We start from the raw sequence: 25,628 nt of genomic DNA on the forward strand, positions 1-25,628 counted from the left end.
AGGACAGATTTCATGAGAGTTTTTTATTCGAAAGGTTTGGTTTTTGCTTTGGCGTTGATCGTTCTCTTGTTGAGTGGATGTGTAACTTCACAAAGCAGCGTTACTTTTCAATTTGATGATGCTGGGGTGTATCCACAGGACTTATACGTTCGGCATGCTGATGGTAATGTTTCAAAGGGCGAAACAAACGATAGTTTACAGAAGGAAATAACGGTAGCAACCAGCGGGAAACCAGTTGTTGGAGGCTTTCTGACGGATGGCACGGTCAGTTGGGTGCCTGACTATTCTTACAATTTCGATAGCATTCATAGCGTTCATGTGAGCGCGGCTTCAAGTCAGAAACCGTCCAAGCCTGCAGACCACGTTCAACTGCTATCCGCATTACCCAATCAAGCTAACCCAGGCTATGTCGATGCAAAATTTGCGGTTTATGATGCAGACAACCAGCTTGTGACGGGCCAAGCGGAAGTTTTCGCGCACTCCAATCCAGATGTAACTTTTTGGAACAACGATGACAAGGAGCAAACGGTTGGTTCTTTTTACACGAAAACCGATACCGTGTTGGAAGGTTTCTCCTCCTATACCACGAATGGAAGCGTTACATTTGTGCTTCGGCCAAACGCTGATTTCTCTTTGCCGCCGCTCGCTTTGTACTCTGGTCAAAAATTGCTCTATGATTCGGAAAGGCCGGTTACCGTTTCTTTCGACAGTAATGGGGGGTCTGAGGTGAGCAGCGAAACGGTGAGTCATTACGGTACGGTGACCCAGCCGGCCGCCCCGACGAAGAACGGGTATACATTTGGCGGGTGGTACAGCGACACCGGCTTGACGAGACTGTTCGATTTCAACACTCCGCTCAGGGAGAATACGACGCTGTACGCAAAATGGGAATCCGTGAATGCGGCGCTGTCAGGCTTATCAGTGGAACAAGGCACTTTGGAACCGGCGTTTTCGGCAGCGAACGTTCGGTATGATGCCAATGTGAATCACAGCGTTTCGAGTTTTACTTTTTCCTTGACCAAAGGCGATCCGAACCAAACGATTACAGTTACGGGGGCGACATACCAATCTGCAACCGGAAACGTATACACCTATCAAGCCAACCTGGTTGACGGGCCGAATCCGATTCAGATTACGGTAGACTCGGAAAATCGGGCACAGCACAATACGTACCTGCTTACGGTGAACCGCGCACAGGCACCGAGCAGCAATGCCAACTTGAACAGACTGACACTATCGAGCGGAACGCTTAGCCCTGCTTTCGCTGCGGGGCAGACGGCATATACAGCAAGCGTACCGAACGACGTATCGGCCATTACGATCACTGCAAGCGCCGAGGATAGCGATGCCACACTGACGGTTGACGGAAACGCGCTTCGGAGCGGTCAACCAAGCAGGGCGATCTCGCTCAGAGAGGGAACGACTTTCATTGCCATCGTCGTGACTGCACCGGATCTGACCACCAAAACGTACACCATCGATGTGACAAGAGCGCACCCCTCCCTTCCTCCTCTTCCCGCTTTCTATCCGGTAACGGGCGTAAGCCTTGATCAGGCGGTGCTTGGCTTACAGGCAGGAGGGGACAGTGCAGTTTTGCACACCACGATCCATCCATCTTACGCTACCAATCAAAGCGTGATGTGGAGCAGCAGCAATCCGCAAGTGGCGACAGTCAGTAGCAATGGTGTTGTGACGCCGCTTTCTCCCGGCACCGCAACGATTACGGTTACCACGGTAGACCAAGGCAAAACCGCGACAAGCACCGTGACTGTCAGTGAAGAGAAGAAGCTGGTCGGTCTGGAAGCGTCCGAAAAAACGATTTTGTTGAAACCGAATGAATCGAAATCCATAACCTTGTATGCCGTCTATTCCAACGGCACCAAAGAAGACATCACCAATATGAAAGACGTTGCGTATCGTTCCAGCTCGAGAACGGTGGTAACCGCCGCGCAAGGCGTTATCAAAGCGGGGAAAAAAGAAGGGAAGGCAACCATTACCCTGATGTATCAAAGTCAAAAGCTAACAATCCCGGTGCAAATCTCGAAGGTGGACGTGGCAAAGCTAGAGGTGCAGCCGACCGAACTGGAAATCGGCACAGGTGAAGTGAAGCAGCTACAACTGACAGCAACGCTTTCAAACAAGGAAAAAGAAAATGTAACGGAACAGGCTACATGGTCGTCAAGTGACCCGGAGGTGGCAACCATCGATCAGAATGGCAAGTTGAGAGCGGTTGCTCCCGGTACGGCTGTCATCACAGCCACCTATGGCGGCCAAACGGCGGAACTGTCCGTAACCATCAGCGAGTCGATACAGGTGAGACGCCTTCTTGCTTCTAAAAAGAAGCTGACGGTAGCTGCCGGAAAAGATCAAGCCGTCAGACTGACCGCCTATTATGTGGATGGCTCGAAGCAAACCGTGACGGAGCAGGCAGAGTGGTCGAGTGATGATGAGATCATTGCGACCGTTGAAAACGGTAAGATTCACGGGAACGTCAAAGGAACGGTGACAATCGAGGCGACGTACCAAGGGAAGTCCGTGACCATTACGGTTACGGTTACGGAATAAAGCGGAAAAAGCTCACATCTCATAGGAGGTGTGAGCTTTTTTAGGGGGCGCAATCCATGAGAAAAACCGCTAACACAAAACGATGATTCGATAGGGTACGGTTTGGGCGGGGATGCTTCTGGTGGAAGGTCCATAAATGACAATCAGATCGCGGTTCGCGGGGCTTTTGGAAAAGGATTGCCCATTTGTTAACACGATTTGGGTGTACGGAGAGATCGTTAGTTGTAATTGCCCGTCGCTGCTAACCAGCTGACTATTAAAATAACTGACTTTGACATTTTGAATGGAGTTATCTTTTACCATGACAAGCGCTTGATATTGAGGAGGGTAAATAAAAGGAACAGGCGCATTCCCGTCATAATATCCGGTTACCCGGTCGCCGATTGCCACCATGACGTGGTCGACAAAGTAAGTGGCAGGCGATACGACGAAATTCGCTACTGCTCCTGAACTGTTTTCGACAGAAAGTAATTGATAGCAGCCTTCCCCTTCACCGGTTTGCCCTGTATGAAAATCGCTGATCATCGTAACGGTCCCCTGAAAAGCATAGAAATTAATCATGCATATACCTCCATTGCGTTAAGGCAGATGAGCGTAAGCCCTCGCACTTTTGCCCATCTTATCGTCAAGTTATGTGAAAGTACCGGGAGCGGTGATTATCATCATTTCGCATGGCTTGTTCTTTTTCATTACGTGCGCTAGCCTCACTGACAGCAGTTGTCAGTGAAGTCGTTTTATGATGGAGATAAAACAACCATTGGAGGACTTGCAAATGAATCATACGGTATACCTTTATGTATTCGATACGATGGCGGATTGGGAAGTAGGATATGTAACCGCTGAACTAAACTCGGGAAGATATTATAAGGAAGGAGTACCCGCATCAAAAATCGTTACGGTGGCAATCGATAAGACTCCGATTAGGACGTTAGGAGGCTTACAAATCGTACCGGATATGGAACTTGCCGAGTGCCACATGAGAAACGCAGATGCGTTGATTCTGCCCGGAGGAGATACGTGGACAGACATCATTCATGAACCGATCTTGAGTAAGGTAGAGCAATGTCTGGAGGAAGGGATTCTGGTAGCAGCGATTTGTGGTGCGACAACCGCTCTTGCTCAAAAAGGATGGCTGGATTCGAGATACCATACAAGCAATGACCTGGAATTCCTTAAAATGATCTGCCCTGCCTATGCGGGAGAAGAATATTATATGAAGGAGCCAGCCGTAACGGATGGAAAACTGATAACGGCTTCCGGCATAGCGCCATTGGAATTTTCGCTGCATGTCTTGAGAGCGTTGGATGTGTTTTCTTCCCAAACATTGGATGCGTGGTACAATCTGTATCGGACGCGTGAACCTGAACATTTTTATGCGTTGATGAATTCCATTCGATGAGGAGATAAGCGAAGCGGCAGTCGAGGACGATAGGTTCGCATCCCGGACTGCCGCGTTTCTTAAAACATATAATCGTGCTTTTTCTTCCGCGACAGGATCGAGCCGCCGATCGCAACCAGGACGACTCCGAAAATGCCGCCGATCTGCGTGGATAAAAAGGAACAGGCGAGGAAAATGAAGGCGATGGCGGTGAGCAGCATGATCGGGATCAAAAGCCCGATTTTGCGGAAACCGAAATAGTACAGCTCCCACAGTCCGAACGCTGGACCAAGCAAAAAAATCGGCCACGTTTTGCTCATGTCGCCGTCAAGGACGATCTCGCTGAAGAAAAAAAGCAGGGCGTATACAAGCAAAATGCCGCCGGGAACAAGGACGCCGGAGCGGGCGGGGCTTGGCTTCAAAAAATAAAACAAATGGAAGCCGATGGCCGGAATCAAGAGGAAGGCAGGCCAGAGCTTGTCGATGCCAAACTCCATCCCGCTGTAAGTGGCGAGCACGAAGAGTATGCCGATTCCGGTGAGAATATAGCCCAAAAGTTGTCGCATTGAATGGTTCTCCCTTCAATCCAATTCATCATTTCTGTATAAATCTACCACATGAATGGCAGGAGATGATCCGTCTAAGGGCTGATCCGTGCATACGTCTTTCGGGAAAGGGAGAAGAAAAATAAATGTTTACGATAATTGGCATAATCCGTATAATACGAAATGTCGACAATCGACATGAATCGATTGATGAAAAGGCAAGTCCGAACAGCTTTCAAACACTCTAACAAGGAGGGGAAATCATGACAACAGACAATTTGTTGAAAGAGCTTACATACGCAAAAGAGCGGATCAAGTCGTTTTTTCGGGAGTTGACCGGACTGATCGGCGTGTCGGGTGCTGAGCAGGAAGTCGTGAGATATTTGCGCGATCAGCTCGCAGCGGGAGCAGATGAGGTGAAGATCGACCGCAACGGCAATGTGACGGCGATCAAGTACGGGACGAAGCCGGGACCCAAGCTGATGGTAGCTGCTCATGCGGATGAGGTCGGCTTTTGCGTAAAAAACATTTTACCGAACGGCTTTTTGGCGTTTGACCAGATCGGCGACGGGGCGGACGCGCTGCTTCCGGGGCGAAAGGTATGGATCAGCACCCGAAACGGCCGCAAAATCACCGGCATCATCGGCGTCAAGGCAGGGCATATGCAGACGGCAGAAGAAGCGCACAAGAAGCTGACGATCCGCGATGCTTACCTTGATGTAGGGGCATCGTCGAAGCAGGAAGCGGAGGAGATGGGCATCCGCATCGGCGATACGATCGTGTTCCAAAGCGATTTCACCGAGATGTTCAATCCGGACCTGATCTCGACCAAATCCGTCGACAACCGGATCAGCTGCGCGATTCTCATCGAGCTGTTCCATCAGCTGAAAGACGAGGATTTTGCCGGCACGTTATATGGCGTCGTAACGGTTCGCGAGGAAGTGGGATTGCACGGTGCCGCGATGCTGCGCAATGCCATTGATCCGGATTATGCGATCGTGCTCGATACGATTCCGGCGGGAGATGTGCCTGACATCGATACGGAGCGGATGCTGCCCGTCTACCTTGGCAAGGGGCCGGCTTGCCCGATCGCGGACGGCACGCCGGAAGGCTTTTTCACCTTTATCCATCCGAAGGTGAGGGAAATCATTGAAGCGCAGTCGGAAGCAGCTGGCGTACCTTTGCAGTATTTGACGCTGGTCGGCAACTATTACACGACAGATGCGGCTGGCTTTGCCTTGGCGAACGGCGGCCTTCCCGTCGGTATCATCGCTACGCCGCGACGCTACTCGCATTCGCCGGTGGAGCTGGTCAACCTGAACGATGCCGCGCAAGTCTTGCGCATCGTCAAGGCGATCGTCAGGGCGAACGGGGAGAAGGATTTTTCTTTCGTCTGATCTGCGCGCTTCGTGCGTGGAAGCGGCAAATGATATAATAGGATTGTTTCTGCCAAACGATACCTATTTCAATGCAGGAGAATAAAGCAAATGAATAGAGCTTTGATTGATAATAATGCGTTGTCGAACCTCATTAAAAACAACATCACGGAAGATATCATCATGGGCAAAATCTTGCCCGGCGAGAAGCTTATCGAGACCAAGTATGCGGAAGCGTTCGGGACGAGCAGGGCGCCGATTCGCGAAGCGTTTTACCTGTTGTCGCTAGAAGGCTTCGTGGAGAAGATCCCGCGCAAAGGAACGGTGGTCAGAGGCTACTCCGCTGAAGAGATCAAGGACTTGCTGATGATCCGCTGCTTTTTGGAAAATCTGGCGATCGAGAAGCTGGAGCACCAGGACATTTCGCAAGACTTGGTCAAAATGGAGCAGCTTCTTACCGCGATGGAGGCGAGGGGCAGCGAGAAGGAATACGCCAAGCTGAACTACGATTTCCATTCCCGGCTGGTGACCGCAAGCCGCAGCGACGTGCTGGAAAATATGTATGCCAAGCTGGGGGTGCCTTTGCTTTCCGTGCAAACGATCGCGTTCATGGAGGGACAAAACATGAAGCAGTCGCTGGCTGAGCACAAGCAGATTGTCCGTTTGCTGCGGGAGAAAAATTTCGCGGAGGCAAAGCAGCTGCTCGATACGCATAACAAAGCCGTGTTTCCCCGCATTGAAAAGTATCTGGAGAAAAAGGGGAGCGGCGCGAAGTAGCCCGTTTAGCCCGCTTAGCCCGCTTAGCCCGCTACCGACGAACTTGTGCACGATGAGGATGATAGGCCAAGAGACAAAGGTCTCTTGGCTATCTGCTCCGGTAAGTGCTCTAACGTTTCTTATTTCTAATGAATGTCGACGATCGACATTATACAGTGATAAAGACTGATACAACGTTCCTTTATGAAAGCCATTTCTTCTTTTGTTTTGCAGCTACCAAAGAAACCAGCATGTCCAAACTTCACTTTTCCGATTTGCGAGGAGGATTTCATGAACAGCGAAAAAACAACTTTGTAGCAACGGTTCACCTTATGGCCTCTGATTTTTGTTGGTCTCGCTGCGATTTCTCCAGGGACAGTTTTAACCACATTCGGCATTGCCGCACAAACTTCACACGGCATGGTTCCGGCATCCTATCTGATCGCGCTGGCGGTCCTGCTGTTTACGGTTTACAGCTACGGCCGGATTGTCAAGATGTATCCGGCGGCAGGCTCAGCCTATACGTACATGTAAAAGGCGCTCAACCCTCATCTCGGCTTTATCGTAGGCTGGGGACTTCCATCCGATTATTTGTTCATGCCGATGGTGAACTATCTGATTTTTGGCATCTTTCTTTCCGCGTGGTTCCCGTCGATCCTGTTTTATGTGTGGGCGCTTGCCCTGATCATCTTGGTGACTTTTATCAACATCAGAGGCGTCAAGCTGGCGACCAGCATGAATATGAGCACCAGCATCTATGGCGTACTCACGGTCTTTTTCTTCACGATTCTTTCTTTTAAAAGCGCGATCAGCGGGGTGGGAACGGTTCAGGTGATCACGTCGCTGCCATTCTTCAATCCCGACGTATCGCTGTCAATTGTCGTGGCGGGCGCATCCTTGCTTTGCTTTTCGTTCCTCGGATTCGATTTGATCGCCACGCTGACGGAGGAGACCGTCGATGCCAAAAACACGATTCCAAAAGCGATAATGATCGTCGTTCTCTTGGTTGGCGTGCTGTTCGTCCTTGTCTCCTATGCGATGCAGATCGCTCATCCTGACTATCTATCGTTTAAAAATCCGGATTCGGCCGCCTTGGAAATCGCCGCTAGCGTCGGAGGGGAATGGTTCGTCGCATTTGTCCTGGGGAAAACGGTCATGGGCACATTGGGCTCCGGTTCAGCCGCGCATATGGGCGCCTCCTGCTTGTTGTATGCGATGGGCCGAGATCGCGTTTTGCCGAAAAAGGTGTTCGGCTATCTGCATCCGACGTACAAAACGCCGACCATCAATATTCTTCTCGTCAGCGCATTCTCCTTGCTCGCGCTGGTTCTCCGCCCGTTCCATCGCTCTTCTCAAAAATTCTTCATGTGTGATTTCTCCGTTCAAGCTCATACGGACCAGTTCTTCATCCGATTCGGTGGCCGCTATCCCCTCGATCTCCAGCTAAGCTTTTGCCATTCTCATAGTTTCAGTAATCCGGATCTGCCTACTCATCAAAACCCTCCCCCTCTATGCGTTCTACTAGCGAAATGTAGCCTTTATCTTTTTCCATAAATTGCAGTAGCCTTCACAAACCAAGTCGCAGCGCGACTTTCAGGTAGGCAGTAACCTACTTAATATCCTGCACTTACGCACGAATTGCCCAGAATGGGGCCAATTCGGACGCCCATCGTAGCTGCTATGCAGTCAAAAACTCATCAGCGTCTTGGAAGTTAAAAACGGAATGCACCGGCTCAACATTTTCTCTTACACATTTCTCGACGACATGATCCATGACATCGACAGCCTCCGGATACACCGCTACCGGCTCATCACAAAATTCGTTTGCTGTTGATTAGGCGCTGGACCATCGTTTCTTTAAAATGCATCTCGCTACTACACACTGGACATTTCAAAGCGAACATCTCCTTAATATTCAATTATTCAAAATCCCAAGCGTTCCGTCCAAAACGGGGAGGAAGAATGGATGCAATCTAGGGTTCCCCTGATTTCCACAACCTTTCACTAAAACAGTAACAGCCAGTGTCCATGAAGAGTGGACAAACTGGCTGTTACACCCAAAAATCAATATCTCGTCCTAGCTTCTGTTTTCTCCATTTTTCGTTTATGCAACAAATTCCATTTTCGTCTCGTCATAATTAATGTCGGATGGGAAAAAATTCAAGATTATATTTGATCAACATTGGAGGGATTCAATTGATACAAAAACTACTTTCATTCAAACTTCTGGTACTCATGTGTGTCATGTGGAGTGGTCTAGCAGCGAATGTAATTGCAGCAAGTAACGTTACTGTCCAAACAAAGCCCGCTATTCAACACATGGTTGTATTGTCTAAAGCTATAGATAATACTATTACACTGGAAGAAACATGGTATAACCCGCAAAACTCTGATATTCGAATCGATTACGTTTATCTACCATTTTTAAATAGTAACAAGGTAGAGAGTTGGAAGAGGATTGAAACGCAGGGTGGAAAATTAAGATATGAATTGAAGAATATAAAAGGAACAGTGACCGAAGAAACACAAACGGTTAAATACGTAAATAACCCATATTCACTTACTCATTCCATGTTTAAAACTATCGCTAGTGGTTATCAAACAAAGGACTGGAGTTATGTAGGAAGTACAGTATTAAACGGGAAGGAAGTTAAAAAGGTCAAACGAATTGTAGCAATAAAAAGTGATCCTAATGTAGAAATAGCCTATCTTGATCCAGTTACATGTATACCCAGTAAAGTAGAAATGTTCGCGGGAGGAAACTATATCACGCCAGTTTTGACCAAACTGTATTATTATGATGAAATTACAACTTCCAGTGAAGACATTTTTGCAGTTCCAACAAAATTTAAAACGAATTGAAAAGAGAAAAAGCGGCGTTTGGATGACCAACGCCGCTTTTTTTATTAGACGTATTCGTAAAATTTCTTGATCCGGTCTCTCATGCCGGAAAGAGACAAAATTAACGACGTAGTGTTGGCATAAAATACGAAGTCACTCGTGTGAGTATTAGAGAGGTCAATAAAAGCGTCTTCGTATTGCTGATACAGCGAACTTTTACTATTCAGTACGTTTGAATCCATTTCCATAACCGCACCGATGATCGCCGTAGCGTTGGATGCTCGTCCGCCAGCAACTGGTTTGTAGTCTAAATCAACAACAGCGCCATTAATATTGAAATCATCCCGAATAGAAAGTGATTTCTTAACAGCGGTGATAGTTCTTGCATCACAGTTATCACCAGCATGGAAGTAATAAGCGGGTTGGATCAAAATGTGGTCAAAGATGTTTGTCCGGTTGGCAATAATACCCAAGTTCTTGATGATGTTTTTCGCGTTAGCGCCAAAACCATAGTATGGGCACCACATAAACTGCTTATTTAACGAGCGAATGTATGTTGAAACATCACTCATTAACTTTACAGTCTGGGTTGCTGTCGGATTTGAGGGGTCGACTACGGTATCAAGAGGTTGCACAGCTTCCATGGTATAGTAAAACCCACAAAAATTAGACTTGTTCGCCCCGTTGCTAATCGCAACCTCCATCATTTTATCGATGTAGTTTTTATATACACCGATGAAAGCACTAGCATTGTCATAGGCAGTTTTAGTGCTATCAAGAAGAGGTACTCCAACCCACACTTTTCTGCCAGTACCTGATGCGAGCCAGTTTTTCCAAAATGTGTCCATTGCAGTAGCGCAATCATTGATGATTTGTTTCTGCCCAGCGCTATCACCGTACCTAAATTTTTGATTACCTATTACAAGCACATAATCGCGAACGCCCATATCGGAAAGAGCAGTGATTTGATCCTTTGTAACTGTTTCATAACCACTTCCAATGTACACCAAGAGACCAGAAGTTTGACCAGGTAATGTACCAGCTGGCATATTTCATTCCTCCAATAATGTATGATAACGACTGATTTGACCGGTCATTTCGTCGTTTCATCAATAAAGGAGAAAAATTGGGGGATTTAACAACCAGATACAAAAATTTTTTCAAAAGATTTCTTGGCCGGTACTTTTCGCAGCTGCTGCTTCCAGCATAAACGCCTCATGGGCTTGCTCGATCAGCGTAATGGAAGTGGACCGTTACGTCCACGCGTCGCATGTCTGCGAGGGCGTTCTTCAAACTGGACACAGCACACCCTAGGCTATCAGCGATCGTCGCGAGCGGTCAGAAAACGTTCCATTTGCGACTCAACTCGGTTTTCGTAACCGCCAGATCGGATTCAACCCGTTTTTTCTCGAGTGTATTTGCATAGGTCAAAATGTTGAGTCGTGCATAAAATGCCGGATCAAGCTTGTCTTATACATCATTGCGATAAGCTTGTTTCATTTCTACAATAGGGTGCCTATGCGTTAGGATATGCCCCAATTGCATATCGACTTTTCCATTTGCAGCGGTCGCTGAAAGGTATCGAGTAAGTCAAGCACAGTCTCCGGAGTCAACTGCAATCGTAAATATGAAATTGGTAAGCCGTCAGGATCAAAGACGATATTCTTCCCGTTCACAGTAACAAAACCAGGATCTGATGCCGCGAAACCCTCATCATTTTCTTCATGGCATCAAACAATTCGGCAGTTGCCGGAATACCGGAACGAGCGAATGCACTCAGCAAATAGAACGTGTAAATCACATCATGACCAAGAGCATGGCATGTTCCGATTTCCTCGCCTCCACTACCACAACCTCCCTCCCAAAAAGAAAGCCCCCCTCTTGAAAATTACCCAAACATATTGTAATGTAAAATTGTCGACAATCGACATTAAGGTTGCTATAAACGATAAAATCCAGAGGAGAATCCGATGAACACGGCATTCCTTTTTCCCGGTCAAGGTTCGCAGCGTCCCAACATGCTGCATGATTTGCCTGAACATTCAGATGCTTCGCGGACGCTTCAAGAAGCGAGCGAGGTGTTGGGTGAGGATATTCTCACCTATGATACGGCAGAGAAGTTACAATCCACCCGGTTTGTTCAGCTTAGTCTGCTCGTCGCCGGTGTCGCAGTTTCCCGTGCCTTGCAAGCGGAGGGGGCGATCCCCGACATGGTCGCCGGACATTCTGTGGGGGCATTTGGGGCTGCGGTTGCGGCCGGATCATTGGCTTTTCAGGATGCGATCGCGCTGGTCAAGCTGCGCGGGGAGCTGATGGAGCAGGCTTATCCGAACGGGTATGGAATGGGTGTCATCTTGGGATTGAGCGAACGGCGTGTACACGAACAGATCGAACGCTGTTCTACAGCCGACTCGCCCGTCTATGTTGCCAACCTGAACGCACCTGACCAGATTACCGTTTCCGGTGTGCTTGCAGGATTGGACAGCGTGCTTGCGCATGCGCGGGTGGCAGGAGCGCGCAAGGCGCAGCTTTTGCATGTGAGCGTGCCGTCTCACTGTGTTCTGATGGAAGGCGTCGCCCGACAGCTGGAAGCGGCTTTGGAACGGATCCCCTTACATACGCCGCGCATTCCTTATGCAGGCAACCGTACGGCGAGGCTTTTGCGCACAGCGGAAGCGATTCGCGAGGATTTGGCGGCGAGCGTGGCGGCAGCGGTTCGTTGGCATGACGCTACTTCCCTTTTGTACGAGTTGGGCGCCCGGCTTTTTGTAGAGATGCCGCCAGGGCACGTATTGACGGATCTGGCTGCGTATGCGTTCCCTGATGCGCGCTGTGTCGCCATCGCGGAGCGCGGTGTCAAGGCAGCGGTTTTGTTCACAAGGCGAATGAGCGAAAACGGATAGAAACGCTACAACGATAGGAAGGGAGTAATCCGCATGATGCAGAGCAGCAAGGAAAGCACGTCAGCCGGGCGAAGCTGGACGCGCCGCCGTGACGAGAAGGCGCGAAGGCTTCAGCGTGCACAGCGCTTCACGGTGGGGAATCGCATCCCGACTGACCGGATCGTGGAGGCGCTCGAGGTGCTGCTGGCCCCCGGCGATCGGGTCGTTTTGGAAGGAAACAATCAAAAGCAAGCCTCTTTTTTATCGATGGCGCTTGCGCAAGTCGATGCAGGCAAAGTGAACAAGCTGCACATGATCATGTCCAGCATTTCCCGTCGGGAGCATCTCGACATTTTTGAAAAAGGGATCGCCGAGAAAATCGATTTCTCCTACGCGGGAACGCAAAGCTTGCGGGTGGCGCAAATGTTGGAGGACGGCATTCTTGAAAATGGGAGAAATCCATACGTATCTCGAATTGTTCGGCCGGCTGTTTATCGACCTGATTCCCAATGTGGCGCTGGTCGCGGCGGATAAGGCCGATGCCGCAGGCAATTTGTACACCGGTCCCAATACGGAGGAGACGCCTGCGATCGTCGAGGCGACGGCGTTTAAAGACGGAATCGTCATCGCGCAGGTCAATGAGCTGACGGATGAGCTGCCGCGCGTTGACATCCCGGGCTCCTGGATCGATTTCGTCGTGGTGGCCGACAAGCCCTATCAGCTTGAAGCTCTTTTTACAAGAGATCCGCGCCACATCACCGAGCTGCAGATTTTGATGGCGATGATGACGATTCGGGGCATTTACGAGCGGCACAACGTCCAATCGCTGAACCACGGGATCGGCTACAACACGTCCGCAATCGAGCTTTTGCTGCCGACATACGGCGAGCAGCTTGGGCTTAAGGGGAAAATTTGCAAGTATTGGGCGCTCAATCCGCATCCGACCTTAATTCCTGCGATTGAAAGCGGGTGGGTGGACAGTGTGCACTGTTTTGGCGGCGAGGTCGGCATGGAGCAGTATGTGGCGGCCCGGCCGGATGTCTTCTTCACGGGGCGGGATGGGAGCCTTCGTTCCAATCGGGCTTTGTCACAGGTAGCCGGCCAATATGCGGTGGACCTGTTCATCGGCTCGACGCTGCAAATGGATGGGGACGGCAATTCATCCACCGTGACGGCAGGGCGTCTATCCGGTTTCGGCGGGGCGCCGAATATGGGGCATGACCCGCGCGGCCGCCGCCATTCCACACCGGCATGGCTTGACATGATGACGGCGGACGATCCGCTCGCGCGCGGCAAAAAGCTGGTGGTGCAGATGGTGGAAACGTTCCAGGCTGGCAATGCGCCCGTGTTCGTGGAGTCGCTCGACGCGATCCAGGTGGGCCGCGATGCCAAGCTGGCGACGACGCCCGTGATGATCTATGGAGACGATGTGACACACGTGGTGACGGAAGAAGGAATCGCGTATCTCTATAAAGCGCAAAGCTTGGAGGAGCGCAGACAGGCGATCGCGGCAATCGCCGGGGTGACCCCGATCGGCTTGCAGCATGATCCGCGTCTGACCGAATCGCTGCGCCGCGATGGGCTGGTAGCGCTGCCGGAAGATTTGGGCATTCGCCGGACGGAAGCCAAGCGTTCCTTGCTTGCGGCCAAAAGTGTGGATGATTTGGTGGAATGGTCGGGCGGCTTGTACCAGCCCCCGGCCAAATTCCGCAGTTGGTGAGCATGATGAGTCGGCAAAACGTATGGCTGCCAGCAGAGCGCTGTGGTGAAAGGCTGTCGCAAGCGGCGGTAAGCGCCTTGATCGAAGAAGCGGAGCTGACGCCGAAGCCGGGCCTGGTCGATCTGGCGAGCAGCGGCTCCCATGCGGATATGGACATCGATTTGATGCGGCGTTCCGCTTGGTCATTGGCGCAGGCGTTTCGGGAGATGGCGGAGGCCGCCTTTTCGCAAGCGCCGAGCCAGTGGCTTCGCGAGCGGCTCGCGGCAATCGGGCGAGCCGGGGAGAGCGTGATGATGCAGGCGACCGGCGGTGTCAATACGCACAAAGGAGCGATCTGGGCGCTCGGCTTGCTGACCGCTGGCGCCGCCATCGAAGGAGAGGATGCCGCTCCCGGGCAGATTGCCAAAACGGCTGGCGAGATCGCTCGCTTTCCCGATCGCTTTACCCCGGCTGGCATCACAAACGGAGCGCGGGTGCGGCAGCGGTACGGAGTGCGGGGAGCCGCCGAAGAAGCGCAGCAAGGGTTTCCGCACGTGATTTCGCTCGGCTTGCCTGCATTGCAGGAAGCCCGCGCGCGAGGGGCAGCGGAGGCGGAGGCGAGGCTCGATGCGCTGGTCGCCCTGATCGCTTCCGTCGATGACACGTGCATTTTGCATCGGGGCGGTGAGGAGGCGCTGCGGGAGGCGAAAAAAGGCGCCCGCGCAGTGCTGCAGGCTGGCGGCACTTCAACGGAAGCAGGGCGGCGTGCCCTCGTACGATTGGATGGACTGCTGACAAGCAGCAACGCATCCCCGGGGGGAAGCGCCGATTTGCTTGCAGCCACTTTGTTTCTCGATCGCTTGCATAATGTGACTGGAGGGGTTTGAGATGGAGACATTGACTTTTTTGTATAAAGCGACCAAACCGATGACGCGGTGCGCACACGTGGGTGTGGTCGGTTCCGGCGACCTGGAGATTTTGTTCGAGCCTTCTGCAGAACCGCAGACACATGTCGTGGTGCGGACGGGAGCCGTTGGCTTCGGCGAGACGTGGAAGGCGGTGCTGGATCGTTTTTTCACCGTGAACGATGTGGCGGCGAAGGTGACGATCAACGATTTTGGCGCGACGCCGGGCGTTGTCTCGATGCGCCTCGCACAAGCGTTGGAGGTGGGCTGGTATGAGGGAAACTAGAGATATGAGCTTTGCCGAGCTGAATGCGCGGGATCGGGCCAAAGCCGTATTGGACGCGGGTACGTTTCGCGAGCTGCTCGGGCCATTTGACAGGATGGAGTCGCCCCATTTGGCACCGCAGGGCATCGTGCCGCAGAGCGATGACGGCGTAGTGGTCGGACGCGGCTTGATCGCAGGCGTTCCGGCCGTTGTCATCTCGATAGAGGGAGCGTTTCAAGGCGGCGGGATCGGTGAGGTGTCCGGAGCCAAGATCGCCGGGGCGCTTGAACTCGCGCTGGCCGACTGGAAAAAAGGCATCCCGACGCGCCCCGTCGTCTTGTTTGATACGGGAGGCGTGCGTTTGCAAGAGGCGAACTACGGGCTATTATCGATTGCCGAGATCGGGGCTGCGGTCGTCGCGCTGCGCGAGCATACGCCTGTCGTCGGGGTGATCCCGGGCAAAATCGGCTGCTTTGGCGGCATGGGCATCACGGCGGCGCTGTTCAGCTACCTGCTGATGACGAAAGAAGGGCGCTTTGGCCTGAACGGGCCGGAGGTGATCGAGCAGGAGGCGGGGATTGAAGAATTTGATGCCAGCGACCGGATGCTCATCTGGCAGACGATCGGCGGCGCCCAGCGTCAAGCGACCGGCTTTGTCGATGAGATGGTGGAAGACAGCGAGTCATTGATCCGGGCAAGGGTGCAGGCAGCCTTTGAAAAAGGCATCCCGGCGACGCACCGCACGCAACAGGTCGAGCGATATACGGCCTTGTTGCAGTCCATCGATCCGCAAGCGCCGCTCAATCCCGCTGGTTTCCGCGAGCTGTGGGCAAAAGCGCAGGCAGGCGAGCTGGCAACCACACCGCAGCCAAATCGTATAGCGGCGGTTAGCGATGCGGTGAAAAGCCGGGGGAGAACGTGGTTTCAGGCATTGGCAGGGCATGCTGGCACGGACAGCCCCAACGCATCCGTGCTGATGGCAGACGCGCAGCTCGACGATCAGCGGGTGCGCTATATTGCGGTTGTCCCCAATCCGCAAGCGCGCTTTCCACGGGCGAGCGAAGGGGAAGTGGGGCTTGAGGAAGGCTGGGCCATCGCTCGCGCAGTACGTCAAGCCATCGCAGAGGATCAGGGGAAAGAGCCGCGTGCCATCGTGGCGATCGTCGATGTGCCGAGCCAGGCCTATGGCTATCGCGAAGAGCTGCTCGGAATTCATTATGCGCTGGCGGCAGCGGCAGATGCGTATGCAAGCGCCAGAATGGCAGGTCATCCGGTCATCGCGCTTTTGGTCGGCAACGCCATTTCCGGCGCTTTCCTCGCCCACGGCTTCCAGGCAAACCGCTTGCTGGCGCTGGATGACCCTGGCGTCAGCGTGCAGGCGATGTCCAGGCAGTCGGCCAGCCGCATCACCCGCCGGACCATCGGGGAGCTGGAAGAAGCGACGAAAAAGGTGCCAGCGATGGCGTATGATATTCGTTCTTTTGCCAGCCTGGGCGCACTGCACGAGCTGATCGAGGGCATCAACGCGGAGATGCCGACAGCAGCGGATATTCGAACGATGCAAGCCAAACTGCGTGAGGCGATCGCGGATGCGCGCAGCGGCCCGCGCGATTTGAGCAGCAGGCTTGCCGCAGAAGCCGCCATTGCAGGCGGACGATCCGCATCCATCGCGGTGCGCAGCAAGCTTGCGGCCCAATGGGAATGAGGCCCCACGATCTGGTCAGGCTGGCTCGCCCCGAAGCCCTCATTTGCCATGGCCAGCAGCCGGAATGGGTGGCCCCGTCGCTTGGGCGCGCTCCGTATGCTGTCATTCGCCGCGTTCCCCTCATGCCGGGGATGGTCCCCGTCGGCGTGCGCGGCGAGGCGCGCTCGGAACGCTTCGCGGCCTTTGCGGACGATGCCAATATCGCCGAAATCATTACGCCTGAACAGCTTGCCATGCAGCAAGCGTGGAACAGGCTGGACCGGACTCGCCAAATCGGCGCGCTGCGGTCGCTTCCCTTCATCGCCCGGCTGTTCGCTGATTATGCGCTGGCATGGGGGCCTGTTGGCAGCGTCGGGTTTGAGCTGGCGAGCGGGCTTGTGACCGCGAAAGCCGCCAGCGATCTGGATGTTGTCGTACGTGTGCCGGAGCCGCTGGACAGGAACATCGCAGCGGAGCTGTACGCCGAGCTTGGCCACACGCCAGCACGGGTGGATGTGCAGCTTGAGACGCCGCTTGGCGCCATCGCGCTCGCCGAATATGCCAGCTCCGTTCGTCCGATGCTGCTAAAAACTTTTCACGGTCCACGTTTGACTGCTGATCCGTGGGACGCGGCGGTTTGACACACACAAAAAAAAACACACGCGAGTCGGCTGTGTTTTTTTTCACGTCCATGCCCCTCCTAAAAAAGCGAGGACGTTTTCGCGCGTTCGCACGCTTTTTGCCTGAAAAAGAGAAACAGAGGAAGGGCAAAAGACAACCCGACCGTTACCGTCGCCACGATATAAAGCCACCAATGCTGCATCTGCAACCTCCTCGCTTCCTGAACCAGAAACACAAAGAAGACGAGACAGCAGATGAGGAAATCGGTGGCGAAAAACGTGGAAATGTTGTTTGCGAACAATTCGGCGGCAAATTCCTTGAAGTCGAGTCCGTTTGCGCGAAGGAACGGGATGAAATGCCGGTAAGGCAAAACGGCTCCGGCAGCAGCCAGAAGCAAATACACGCTTTTCATGTCAGCATCCACCTTGTCTTTTTTACACAATTATACAATTTGCGGAAAATGGAGCAAGATCGAATGTTTTTACGCCAGCCAAGACTGGATGCTGCGGATGAACGTTTTGGCCGCCGGTGAAATCGTCTCCAAATTTTGCGCCGCGATCCCGATGGAACGATACGGCTCGCCCGCAAGCGGGAGAATGCGCACGTTGTCCGGGATGCGGAACAGCACCATCTCCGGCAAAATGCTGACGCCCAATCCGTTCTGTACCATGGAGATGATCGCCTGGTCATCCGCCAGCTCAAAGCGGATGCGCGGGACGATCTTGTGCTTTTGGAAAATGCGCCGAACGTCGTTATCGCAGCTTTCCGTTGGCATGATGAACCATTCGTGGGCAAGCTGCTCGATTTGGACTTGCGTTTGCTGCTCAAGCGGATGTCCGGCCGGCACCATGCAGAGCATCCGGTCTTTACGCAGCGGCAAAATGTCGAACGCTTTGGCCACAGGCAGGGAGACGAAGCCGAAATCAACGGCGCCGCTGCTGACCCAATGATCGATATCCTCGTAATCCCCCTCCAGCAGCTTGATTTCGATGGCCGGGTGGTTCAGCTGGAACTGCTTCATGATCTCAGGCAGCCACTGGACGGAGACGCTGGAAAACGTCCCGATGCGCACGGTCCCGCTCTCCAGTCCGTTGATCGTGGCGATTTCCTGCGCCAACTGCTCCCGCCAGCGCAAAATTTCGCGGACATGCCGCAGCACGCGCTCGCCATTGGCTGTCAGGCTGATACCCGAGCGTCCACGAACGAGAAGGGAGAAGCCCCACTCCGACTCCAAGCTCGCAATCGCGTGACTCACAGCCGACTGGGTCAACCCGAGCGTATCTGCGGCTTTGGTCAGGCTCCCTAGCTCAACGATCGTGCTGAATACCTCGAATTTGGTCAAAGACATTCCTATCACCAACACATGAATTTTTTTAAAACATGCCATGATAAACATTCATTTTTCTTGTCTAAATCCTACTCGTATACTTAGCAGTAAGCAAGCGGAAAAGAGGCAGATACGGGATGAGGACACAGGCAAAAGCGGACGGAATGCTGGTCATCGTGACGCTGTTTTGGGGGTCATCGTATTTATTCATGAAAATGGGGCTCACCGCCCTGCAGGAATTCAATCTGATCGCACTCCGGTTCGGGATTGCCTTCCTGTTGGCCGGGCTGATCTTTTACCGGCGCATGCTGCAAAGCGATTGGAAGACGATTCGCTCGGCACTTGTTTTGGGCACGATCTTGTTCGGGGTGTTTGCCAGCGTGACGTTCGGGGTGAAAATGACGACGACCGCAAACGCCGGGTTTCTCGTCAGCCTCACCGTCATCATTGTTCCGATTCTTTCGTCGATTGTCGGTCGCAAAATTCCGGAGGGAAAGGTGATCGTCGGGGTGATTCTGGCCATCGTCGGGATCGGGCTTATGACCGTCACCAGCTCGCTTGCAATCGGAACGGGCGATATGCTTTGCATCGTGACTGCTGTTTGCTACGCTTTGCATATTTTGACCACGGGCGCTTTGACCAAGCACGTCGACTCGATCGCGCTGGGCGTTTGGCAATTGGGCGTTACGGCTGCAATCGCGCTGGCGTTTTCCTTCTGCGTCGAGACGCCGCAGCTCCCGTCAACACCTGCATCGTGGACGGCGGTGATGGCGTTGAGCATTTTGTGCAGCGGCGTAGGCTTCATCGTGCAGACGACGGCGCAAAAATTTACGACGCCTACGCATACCGGACTGATTTTTTCGCTCGAACCCATTTTCGCTGCGCTGTTCGCCATCCTGTTCCTTGGCGAGACGCTTACGCTACGAAGCTATGTCGGGGCCGCGACCGTGCTCGCAGGCGTCTTGGTGGCGGAGCTTGACTGGGCCAAAATGCTGCGGAAACGGAAGCGCGGGGCATCTGTCGAGTGCGGATAAAAAAGAAAACAAGAAGAGGCCAAGGGAATCGTATCTTTGGCGCGATCGAGGCCGCCACTGGCGAATATCGGGGATGAGGTGGGGAGCAGGAAGCAGTCGGATGACCTGTTCCTGATCGTGTTCGAGGAAGCGATCCGGCACGACTATGTTGAAAAGAATGCGGACAGTTCCATGAGCGAGGGGCACAACCGATTGCGTTAAAAGCGGTTGTGCCTTTTTGGATGTGACGCGGCGTCGAGATGCTAATCGTTTTCGCTTTCGCGCCGTTTTTCGTGCCAAAACGTGATGAAGGCAAGGCCGATGAAGCACAGGGCGGCGAGCAGATAGAGAGAGAACTGAAACCACACGACTTTTTCGTTCGGGCCGTTTCCGATCGGGCCGACCCGCGGGGCGTACGGCGCGTACAGGCACCAGAACGCTAACCCGAGGTTCACGAGCCCGACCAGAAACTGCACATATTTCCACATGACTCCCACCACCTGCACGTTTTTTGGCTGGAAGGCTGGTGCGGATGAAAACTCGTCTTGCCAAAGCTTACTCCCGCAACAAATCCCGCAACGTTTCTTCCAAATTCGTATGCCGGAAAGCAAATCCATAGTCCAGCAAGCGCTGTAGCACGCAATTTCTCCCCGTCAAGGCAAGGTCTGGCTCCGTGCACATGAACAGGCAGGCGTCGAGCTAGACAAGCGGAGCAGGTGCGGCAGGGGCCCAGCCTTTGTTCATCACCCGCCGGAGCGTGGCCATGAATTCGCGATTTAGGTCCAGTCGCATTATGCCGATCGGTTTTTGGCCTGTTGTCATTTGCGCAAATGATATTTGCCGGTATTTTCGATCGTGACCGTTACCGTCAATGGTTCAAGCGAGTCTGCCTGCAGGGGAAAAGCCTGTTTGGGACCGAAATACGTCTTCCAGGTCGCCGGATCATGCAAATACAGCGCGTAGCCGAGCTGGTACAAGTCGATTTGGTGCTTGAGTCCATTCGCATAGGTATCCTTGATTTCCTTGATGACCTGTTTTTGGGCAAGCTCCTGCAGCTCGGCTTCCGCAATCGTTTGTCCCAGCTCGTTCACGCTCCCGGTTAAGCGAATATGAACGCGAAAGGTCAATTTGCCGCCATCCTTGACAGGCTCAATGCTTACCTTTGGCTTGCGGAGCACGATGGTGGCGGCGAATTTGCCGTTTTTGGACAGGAATAGCGGCGTGCGTACCGTATCTGGATTGAACCAGCGCAGACCGATCAAATCTTCGTGCGATAAAAAGCCTTTCATTTTCCCTTGATGATCCATGAAAAAGCTGCCATTCACTTCAAGGAGCGTGTGCTTTTTCCGATTATCCTTCCAGGTGGAGCGGTTTAAGGCGAGCGTGGGCAAATAGCTTGTTTTGCCTTTTTCATAGTAATACGAGATAAAGCGCTGAAACTGAAGGGGCATGATATAGGAATTTTGCCGATACGACTCTTTTGGCTCGTGGAGGACCGAGGAGAGCGGCGATTCGTTAAAAAACGGAGTCGTGCTCAACAGCTGCTCCATCGGCGCCCGGCTGCCGAATGCCCATTTGGTGTAGCGGATTTCCCGGTACCGGTTGGTCAGGTCGAACAGGGCATCCCCTGCGTTCCGCAAGGCGTTTTCACTGTAGATGATCGCGTTGATATGGCTGTAGTAAAAGAGCTGCTGTGCACTTCGATACAGCTTGTCAATCGCCTCGTTGAGCGAAATGCCGGATGTCTTGCTGACCCATACATGTGCGACTTCGCTCGGCTTGCCGCCTTCCTGCTTCGCAACGCTTGTGAAATCGAGCATCTGGGCGTACACGATAAACCTGTTTTTCTCATAATCGATACCGATCGCCGTGACGTAACTGATATGCTGGATCTCTTTCGCATCCCAACAGCCGGCAAGGGAGAAGAGACTGACGAAGGCAAGCGCGGCAGCGAGCATTCGCTTCTTTTTCATCGCCGTCCATCTTCCTTCGTGGAATCGATCGTGTCGAGAAAGTCCGGGCGTCTGCGGAGCAAGCGCCAGTTTTTGGCGACGATGCCGAACACGGCGTCGCGGACAGACAAGGGCGAGATGGGCGTCAAATAAGGGAGTCCGAACGATTGCTGCGCCGCGAGATGCTGGATCAGCACGATGACGGACAGAACAAACCCGTACATGCCGAGAATGGAAGAAGCGAGAAAAATCGCAATCCGCAGCATGCTGACAGCCCCGGCCAACGCTTGATTCGATAGCGTATAGTTCGCGACAGACGAGAGAGCGGCGACGATCAGCAAGGACGGCGAGATGAGCGCCGCGCGAATCGACGCATCCCCGATGACGATGCCGCCGACCACGGTTAATGTTTGGCTGATCGATCGCGGCAAGCGCGACCCTGCTTCACGGAACAAGTCCAGCAGAAACAGCATGAGAAACAGCTCCATCGATGCAGGCAAAGGCAGCCCGATCCGTGTTTGGGTAATCGTCGCCAGCAGTGGAAAAGGCAGCTGATCCTGGTTGTATTGGGTGAGGGCGATCCAGAACCCCGGCAGCAATATCGAAATCAGCAAGCCGAAAATGCGAAGCACGCGGCTCACCGAGGTAATCCAAAACGGGAAATGCGAATCCTCAGGCGTTTTGAGTACGAGAAACAGATTCGCCGGCGCGATGATCACAAGCGGCGATCCCTCCACAAGCAGCAGAAACCGGCCCCGGCTCAGGCAATCGACGGCGAAATCCGGACGTCCGGAAAAAATGAACAGCGGAAAAAATGAAAACCGGCGCTCGCCAAGCAGGTCCTGCAACTGTGCCGCACTGATCAACGAATCGATATCGATCGCCGACAGACGGCTGCGGACTTTTTGCACAAAAACCGGATTCACAATATCCTGCACGTACAGTAAGCCCACTTTTGTCGCACTGCGTTTTCCTACGAGATATTCTTCAACCGCAAGCGACTGGGAGCGGAATCGCTTGCGGATCAGGGCCAGATTCATGCCGTAATCCTCGACGAAGCCATCGCGCGGCCCATAGATCGAAATATCGATCGCCGACTCCTCGATGTTACGGTTGGGTGATTTGGCGAGGGGGACCATGTAGATTTGCTGCACATCCCCAATCACCACGAGCAGCATCCCTGCAAAAATTTCACGAGCGAAGGCAGTTGCCGTGACCGGGGCTGTGTACGGGAGCATCTGGAGCGGAAGCGTCCGCATATCCAGCTCCGGGGACATCCGATGCAAGACGGGAAGCACGGTTTCGTTGAGTTGCTGGAGATCGCACAGGTTGACGCAATAAATCAGGGTGATTGTGCGGTTTGCTGGCAAGACGTGTTGATCCACCTTCACATCGGGACAATCGGCAAACCATTTGCCGAAATCGACATCGGTCATGGCTGTATACCTCCGTGACGATGAAAGAATAGCCAAGCGATAGAAACGATGAGTGAAATGCCTGCGAAAATCGCAAGGTGCGCAGGCAAAAATGAAGTGAGCTGCAGTTCGAAAAGAATGGAATCGGGAATCGGCACCAATGCGAATGCAGCCATGGCAGCACCGCTCACGAGCAGCACGGTGCCCCGCCGATTTTGGCAAAAAACGGACAGGCAATCAGCGATGAGCCAAAGCGCAAGGGAAATGCGCACAAAAGCGCCGGACAGCCATTGATAGATCGAAAAGAAGTCCACATGCTCGATGAAGCGTCCGAGCTGCAAAATTCTCCACTGTTCATAGGCCGGATAGCGCTGTTTGCTCGCTTCCACCGTTCCGAATTCGGCGATCGCGCCGGTCAGCGGACCGAGGGTCAAGCCAACCAGTATGACGAGCAGCAGCAGGAGCGTCCGATAGCGCACTCGCCCGCTGACGGTATGGCCCAAAAGCAGTACAAAAAACAGCTCACAAAACCCGCTCCCTGCGTAAATCATGCCTGTCAGGACTGGCCCGACCCCGTTTTCCATAACGGGCAGCAGCAGCAAATAGTCTTTGTGCGGGAAATTGCCGATCGCCACGAAGTAGCCGAAAACCACGATGAACGGGAGGAGGATGCCGTTGGTGATAGCGAGCACTTTAATCCCGGATCGAGCGGTCGCCAAGCAGGCGAGAACAAAGGTGCTGGCCACCACAACGACCGGCGTGGAAGGCAAATAATTCACATGCGTCCAGTCTGTCGTTTCCTTTAGCGTGGTGGCCCCCACCCCCAATAAGGCGACAAGCAGGGGAAGGAGCACGAGCCATGCCCAACCGCCCCAACGTTCCCAAAGCCATTGAACAAAAGGGCGTCCATCAGTCGCCTTGATCAAACGGTGGAGCAGGACGAGCCAGAGGAGGCTGCAGATGGCTGTAAAGCAGACGGAGAGCCAAGCGTCTTTGCCAGCCACATTGAGCAAAACAGGAATGATCGTCACGTGATTCAACAAGCCGGTTCCGGTTATGAGCAGCATCCCGAGTTGCAGAACTGAGATCATGCGATAGTTCATAAATTGGTTCCTTTTGGTTGCATGTAATATCCATATCGTGCGCTGGGAGGAAAAACCTTATTCTGGCTCAAGCGTCGTATCAACTTTCGGAAAATTGCTTCGTTTAATTCGAGACCTCTTTTTAATCAAATTTACGAACGTTCGCAAGGTGGATTGCGCAGTACCGGGTCTATTAAAAATATCTCATCACCCCGGGCGGCACGCGAATCCTCGATTTTTGCCCGAGGACATCGAGCCGGTTGCCAATTTCTTTTTGCAGGCGGTTTTGCAGCTGGACCGGCAGGTGGATTAACAGGTGAGTCTGCAAAAACAGCCCGCGCGACCATTTGGCGGCAGGGCTGTTTTGTGGTTTTATCCGGGGGAGTTTACGCTTGAAGCAGTTTTTCGATATACACGTCTGGATTGCCTTCATAGTAGTTCGGAACGTCTGCCTGAAACGCGGGCAGTTTCGGATGGGCGAAAAAGAGATCCAGCGCCTCGCGCGATTCGAAAAATATGCTGAATGAGTATTGATAGAGCGGGGTTGAACCATCCGGTGCCGTCAGAAACTTTTTCACCTCGCATTTCGTCGCCCCCATGTCCACAATCGCCTCTTTTACCATAGGGACATGCTTGTTCATATAATAATCTGCGTCAAAAGGTACCCCGTGCTTGTAATAGAAGGATAGAACGATCATTTCATACACACCTTTCCATTTTTTAATGAGAGTATCGTGGTTACAATCTCTTGCGTAAACGTTTCGTCCAATGGAGCATGGCGATTCAAGAGCCGGTACCAAATGGGCCCGTAGCAAAGATCGGCGAGAAAATCCAATGTCTGTGATGAATGGATTTCCCCACGTTCCACCCCTTTCTGCAAAATGCTTGCAAGCGCTTCTCTCCGGGAAGAAATGAACTCTTTATGGAACATCTGAGAGAAATCTTCATCAAACTGCGATTCAACAATTAATGCGGCAATCATTTTGCCTGTTGGCCCGTTTAAGAGGTTGCATGTATTTTGGATGTATTCCGATAGGTCCTGCCTGACAGTTCCGTGATCAGGAACGGGAATTTCCAGTTCACATTGCGATTTCATGGCTTCCAGAACAAGCGCCGCTTTCGTCGGCCACCACCGATACAAGGTTTGTTTGCCGGCTCCCGAAGCTTTGGCAATCGATTCCATCGATAACTTTTTGTAGCCATGCTGCTCCATCAAGCGAATCGTTGTTGAAAGAATGGCATTGGTTACTTCTTGACTCCGCGGGCGGCCGGGCGATGGTTTTTGTGAATGAATGCGATCCTGGGACATGTGGAACCTCGCT

Annotated in this window: 24 protein-coding genes and 2 pseudogenes; 14 read left to right on the forward strand and 12 right to left on the reverse strand. The window is 52.8% G+C overall.

All coding sequences use genetic code 11. The annotated features are described in order from the left end of the window. The first annotated feature begins 12 nt into the window (after positions 1–12). Positions 13–2,565 (forward strand): Ig-like domain-containing protein, encoded by a 2,553-nt coding sequence (locus ACTID9_RS05805; RefSeq protein WP_441070298.1) that lies wholly within the window; start codon positions 13–15, stop codon positions 2,563–2,565. 69 nt (positions 2,566–2,634) lie between these two features. Here ACTID9_RS05805 and ACTID9_RS05810 read toward each other — a convergent pair whose 3' ends face one another. Then, positions 2,635–3,126 (reverse strand): hypothetical protein, encoded by a 492-nt coding sequence (locus ACTID9_RS05810; RefSeq protein ID WP_441070299.1) that lies wholly within the window; start codon positions 3,124–3,126, stop codon positions 2,635–2,637. A gap of 211 nt (positions 3,127–3,337) precedes the next feature. On the opposite strand from ACTID9_RS05810, the gene ACTID9_RS05815 reads away from it, so the two are divergent. Beyond that, positions 3,338–3,964 (forward strand): type 1 glutamine amidotransferase family protein, encoded by a 627-nt coding sequence (locus ACTID9_RS05815; RefSeq protein ID WP_441070300.1) that lies wholly within the window; start codon positions 3,338–3,340, stop codon positions 3,962–3,964. Positions 3,965–4,023: 59 nt separating this feature from the next. On the opposite strand, the gene ACTID9_RS05820 is transcribed toward ACTID9_RS05815, so the two are convergent. Further along, positions 4,024–4,509: a hypothetical protein gene (locus ACTID9_RS05820; RefSeq protein ID WP_441070301.1), complete on the reverse strand. Its 486-nt coding sequence runs from the start codon at positions 4,507–4,509 to the stop codon at positions 4,024–4,026. Positions 4,510–4,751: 242 nt separating this feature from the next. On the opposite strand from ACTID9_RS05820, the gene ACTID9_RS05825 reads away from it, so the two are divergent. The 4 genes and pseudogenes from ACTID9_RS05825 (at position 4,752) to ACTID9_RS05840 (ending at position 9,482) form a co-directional block, all read left to right on the forward strand. Then, positions 4,752–5,885, forward strand: a complete 1,134-nt coding sequence (locus tag ACTID9_RS05825) for a M42 family metallopeptidase (protein ID WP_441070302.1) — start codon at positions 4,752–4,754, stop codon at positions 5,883–5,885. A gap of 90 nt (positions 5,886–5,975) precedes the next feature. Then, entirely contained in the window at positions 5,976–6,641 is a 666-nt protein-coding gene (locus ACTID9_RS05830; protein WP_441070303.1) for a GntR family transcriptional regulator, read from the forward strand. A gap of 528 nt (positions 6,642–7,169) precedes the next feature. Next, positions 7,170–8,174, forward strand: a pseudogene (locus ACTID9_RS05835) (APC family permease); the annotation flags it as partial. A gap of 642 nt (positions 8,175–8,816) precedes the next feature. Beyond that, positions 8,817–9,482 (forward strand): hypothetical protein, encoded by a 666-nt coding sequence (locus ACTID9_RS05840; RefSeq protein WP_441070304.1) that lies wholly within the window; start codon positions 8,817–8,819, stop codon positions 9,480–9,482. 44 nt (positions 9,483–9,526) lie between these two features. Here the strand turns inward: ACTID9_RS05840 and ACTID9_RS05845 are convergent, their stop codons facing one another. Continuing rightward, positions 9,527–10,510, reverse strand: a complete 984-nt coding sequence (locus tag ACTID9_RS05845) for a DUF4855 domain-containing protein (protein WP_441070305.1) — start codon at positions 10,508–10,510, stop codon at positions 9,527–9,529. Between the two features lie 921 nt (positions 10,511–11,431). Between ACTID9_RS05845 and mdcH the strand changes: the two genes are divergently transcribed. The 6 genes and pseudogenes from mdcH (at position 11,432) to ACTID9_RS05875 (ending at position 17,537) form a co-directional block, all read left to right on the forward strand. After that, positions 11,432–12,364, forward strand: coding sequence for a malonate decarboxylase subunit epsilon (mdcH, locus tag ACTID9_RS05850; protein WP_441070306.1), 933 nt, complete (start codon positions 11,432–11,434; stop codon positions 12,362–12,364). Between the two features lie 36 nt (positions 12,365–12,400). Beyond that, positions 12,401–14,063, forward strand: a pseudogene (mdcA, locus tag ACTID9_RS05855) (malonate decarboxylase subunit alpha). A gap of 2 nt (positions 14,064–14,065) precedes the next feature. Next, on the forward strand, positions 14,066–14,929 hold the full coding sequence (locus ACTID9_RS05860) for a triphosphoribosyl-dephospho-CoA synthase (RefSeq protein WP_441070307.1): 864 nt from the start codon (positions 14,066–14,068) through the stop codon (positions 14,927–14,929). A gap of 1 nt (position 14,930) precedes the next feature. Further along, positions 14,931–15,233, forward strand: a complete 303-nt coding sequence (locus ACTID9_RS05865) for a malonate decarboxylase subunit delta (protein ID WP_441070308.1) — start codon at positions 14,931–14,933, stop codon at positions 15,231–15,233. Continuing rightward, complete coding sequence (gene mdcD / locus ACTID9_RS05870) at positions 15,220–16,917, forward strand: biotin-independent malonate decarboxylase subunit beta (protein ID WP_441070309.1); 1,698 nt, start codon at positions 15,220–15,222, stop codon at positions 16,915–16,917. The genes ACTID9_RS05865 and mdcD overlap by 14 nt, the downstream gene beginning before the upstream one ends. Beyond that, positions 16,908–17,537, forward strand: a complete 630-nt coding sequence (locus tag ACTID9_RS05875; protein ID WP_441070310.1) for a malonate decarboxylase holo-ACP synthase — start codon at positions 16,908–16,910, stop codon at positions 17,535–17,537. The genes mdcD and ACTID9_RS05875 overlap by 10 nt, the downstream gene beginning before the upstream one ends. Before the next feature lie 59 nt (positions 17,538–17,596). On the opposite strand, the gene ACTID9_RS05880 is transcribed toward ACTID9_RS05875, so the two are convergent. Continuing rightward, positions 17,597–17,929: a DUF2834 domain-containing protein gene (locus ACTID9_RS05880; RefSeq protein ID WP_441070311.1), complete on the reverse strand. Its 333-nt coding sequence runs from the start codon at positions 17,927–17,929 to the stop codon at positions 17,597–17,599. Positions 17,930–17,998: 69 nt separating this feature from the next. Continuing rightward, positions 17,999–18,865 carry a LysR family transcriptional regulator gene (locus ACTID9_RS05885; RefSeq protein ID WP_441070312.1) on the reverse strand — a complete coding sequence of 289 codons (867 nt, stop codon included), beginning with the start codon at positions 18,863–18,865 and terminating at the stop codon, positions 17,999–18,001. Positions 18,866–18,981: 116 nt separating this feature from the next. Between ACTID9_RS05885 and ACTID9_RS05890 the strand changes: the two genes are divergently transcribed. Both ACTID9_RS05890 and ACTID9_RS05895 read left to right on the forward strand, forming a co-directional pair. Next, the gene (locus ACTID9_RS05890; RefSeq protein ID WP_441070313.1) at positions 18,982–19,878 is read left to right on the forward strand and encodes a DMT family transporter; all 897 of its coding nucleotides are present in this window, start codon (positions 18,982–18,984) and stop codon (positions 19,876–19,878) included. A 36-nt stretch (positions 19,879–19,914) separates the two neighbouring features. Beyond that, the gene (locus ACTID9_RS05895) at positions 19,915–20,079 is read left to right on the forward strand and encodes a hypothetical protein (protein ID WP_441070314.1); all 165 of its coding nucleotides are present in this window, start codon (positions 19,915–19,917) and stop codon (positions 20,077–20,079) included. 41 nt (positions 20,080–20,120) lie between these two features. Here the strand turns inward: ACTID9_RS05895 and ACTID9_RS05900 are convergent, their stop codons facing one another. The 7 genes from ACTID9_RS05900 to ACTID9_RS05930 all read right to left on the reverse strand — a co-directional run bounded on the left by ACTID9_RS05900 (position 20,121) and on the right by ACTID9_RS05930 (position 25,615). Beyond that, a complete protein-coding gene (locus ACTID9_RS05900) occupies positions 20,121–20,345 on the reverse strand; it encodes a hypothetical protein (protein WP_441070315.1) in 225 nt (74 codons plus the stop codon). 67 nt (positions 20,346–20,412) lie between these two features. Then, positions 20,413–20,538, reverse strand: coding sequence for a DUF1731 domain-containing protein (locus tag ACTID9_RS05905; RefSeq protein ID WP_441070316.1), 126 nt, complete (start codon positions 20,536–20,538; stop codon positions 20,413–20,415). Between the two features lie 137 nt (positions 20,539–20,675). Further along, positions 20,676–21,830: a Ger(x)C family spore germination protein gene (locus tag ACTID9_RS05910; RefSeq protein WP_441070317.1), complete on the reverse strand. Its 1,155-nt coding sequence runs from the start codon at positions 21,828–21,830 to the stop codon at positions 20,676–20,678. After that, on the reverse strand, positions 21,827–23,245 hold the full coding sequence (locus ACTID9_RS05915) for a spore germination protein (RefSeq protein ID WP_441070318.1): 1,419 nt from the start codon (positions 23,243–23,245) through the stop codon (positions 21,827–21,829). Before ACTID9_RS05915 ends, ACTID9_RS05910 begins: the two co-directional genes overlap by 4 nt. Next, a complete protein-coding gene (locus ACTID9_RS05920; protein ID WP_441070319.1) occupies positions 23,242–24,327 on the reverse strand; it encodes an endospore germination permease in 1,086 nt (361 codons plus the stop codon). Before ACTID9_RS05920 ends, ACTID9_RS05915 begins: the two co-directional genes overlap by 4 nt. Before the next feature lie 365 nt (positions 24,328–24,692). Then, entirely contained in the window at positions 24,693–25,004 is a 312-nt protein-coding gene (locus ACTID9_RS05925; RefSeq protein ID WP_441070320.1) for an EthD family reductase, read from the reverse strand. Then, positions 25,001–25,615, reverse strand: coding sequence for a TetR/AcrR family transcriptional regulator (locus ACTID9_RS05930; protein WP_441070321.1), 615 nt, complete (start codon positions 25,613–25,615; stop codon positions 25,001–25,003). The genes ACTID9_RS05925 and ACTID9_RS05930 overlap by 4 nt, the downstream gene beginning before the upstream one ends. Positions 25,616–25,628 lie beyond the last annotated feature (13 nt).

The organism is Brevibacillus fluminis, assembly GCF_052072235.1.
Taxonomy (GTDB): domain Bacteria; phylum Bacillota; class Bacilli; order Brevibacillales; family Brevibacillaceae; genus Brevibacillus_D; species Brevibacillus_D fluminis_A.

Coding starts and splice junctions, on each gene's coding strand:
- ACTID9_RS05925 (WP_441070320.1), bottom strand. CDS start 25,004: ATGATCGTTCTATCCTTCTATTACAAGCACGGGGTACCTTTTGACGCA.
- ACTID9_RS05875 (WP_441070310.1), top strand. CDS start 16,908: ATGGGAATGAGGCCCCACGATCTGGTCAGGCTGGCTCGCCCCGAAGCC.
- ACTID9_RS05830 (WP_441070303.1), top strand. CDS start 5,976: ATGAATAGAGCTTTGATTGATAATAATGCGTTGTCGAACCTCATTAAA.
- ACTID9_RS05825 (WP_441070302.1), top strand. CDS start 4,752: ATGACAACAGACAATTTGTTGAAAGAGCTTACATACGCAAAAGAGCGG.
- ACTID9_RS05915 (WP_441070318.1), bottom strand. CDS start 23,245: ATGACCGATGTCGATTTCGGCAAATGGTTTGCCGATTGTCCCGATGTG.
- ACTID9_RS05820 (WP_441070301.1), bottom strand. CDS start 4,509: ATGCGACAACTTTTGGGCTATATTCTCACCGGAATCGGCATACTCTTC.
- ACTID9_RS05860 (WP_441070307.1), top strand. CDS start 14,066: ATGATGAGTCGGCAAAACGTATGGCTGCCAGCAGAGCGCTGTGGTGAA.
- ACTID9_RS05885 (WP_441070312.1), bottom strand. CDS start 18,865: ATGTCTTTGACCAAATTCGAGGTATTCAGCACGATCGTTGAGCTAGGG.
- ACTID9_RS05920 (WP_441070319.1), bottom strand. CDS start 24,327: ATGAACTATCGCATGATCTCAGTTCTGCAACTCGGGATGCTGCTCATA.
- ACTID9_RS05865 (WP_441070308.1), top strand. CDS start 14,931: ATGGAGACATTGACTTTTTTGTATAAAGCGACCAAACCGATGACGCGG.
- ACTID9_RS05815 (WP_441070300.1), top strand. CDS start 3,338: ATGAATCATACGGTATACCTTTATGTATTCGATACGATGGCGGATTGG.
- ACTID9_RS05810 (WP_441070299.1), bottom strand. CDS start 3,126: ATGATTAATTTCTATGCTTTTCAGGGGACCGTTACGATGATCAGCGAT.
- ACTID9_RS05805 (WP_441070298.1), top strand. CDS start 13: ATGAGAGTTTTTTATTCGAAAGGTTTGGTTTTTGCTTTGGCGTTGATC.
- ACTID9_RS05900 (WP_441070315.1), bottom strand. CDS start 20,345: ATGTGGAAATATGTGCAGTTTCTGGTCGGGCTCGTGAACCTCGGGTTA.
- ACTID9_RS05845 (WP_441070305.1), bottom strand. CDS start 10,510: ATGCCAGCTGGTACATTACCTGGTCAAACTTCTGGTCTCTTGGTGTAC.
- mdcD (WP_441070309.1), top strand. CDS start 15,220: ATGAGGGAAACTAGAGATATGAGCTTTGCCGAGCTGAATGCGCGGGAT.
- ACTID9_RS05880 (WP_441070311.1), bottom strand. CDS start 17,929: ATGAAAAGCGTGTATTTGCTTCTGGCTGCTGCCGGAGCCGTTTTGCCT.
- mdcH (WP_441070306.1), top strand. CDS start 11,432: ATGAACACGGCATTCCTTTTTCCCGGTCAAGGTTCGCAGCGTCCCAAC.
- ACTID9_RS05930 (WP_441070321.1), bottom strand. CDS start 25,615: ATGTCCCAGGATCGCATTCATTCACAAAAACCATCGCCCGGCCGCCCG.
- ACTID9_RS05905 (WP_441070316.1), bottom strand. CDS start 20,538: ATGTGCACGGAGCCAGACCTTGCCTTGACGGGGAGAAATTGCGTGCTA.
- ACTID9_RS05890 (WP_441070313.1), top strand. CDS start 18,982: ATGAGGACACAGGCAAAAGCGGACGGAATGCTGGTCATCGTGACGCTG.
- ACTID9_RS05910 (WP_441070317.1), bottom strand. CDS start 21,830: ATGAAAAAGAAGCGAATGCTCGCTGCCGCGCTTGCCTTCGTCAGTCTC.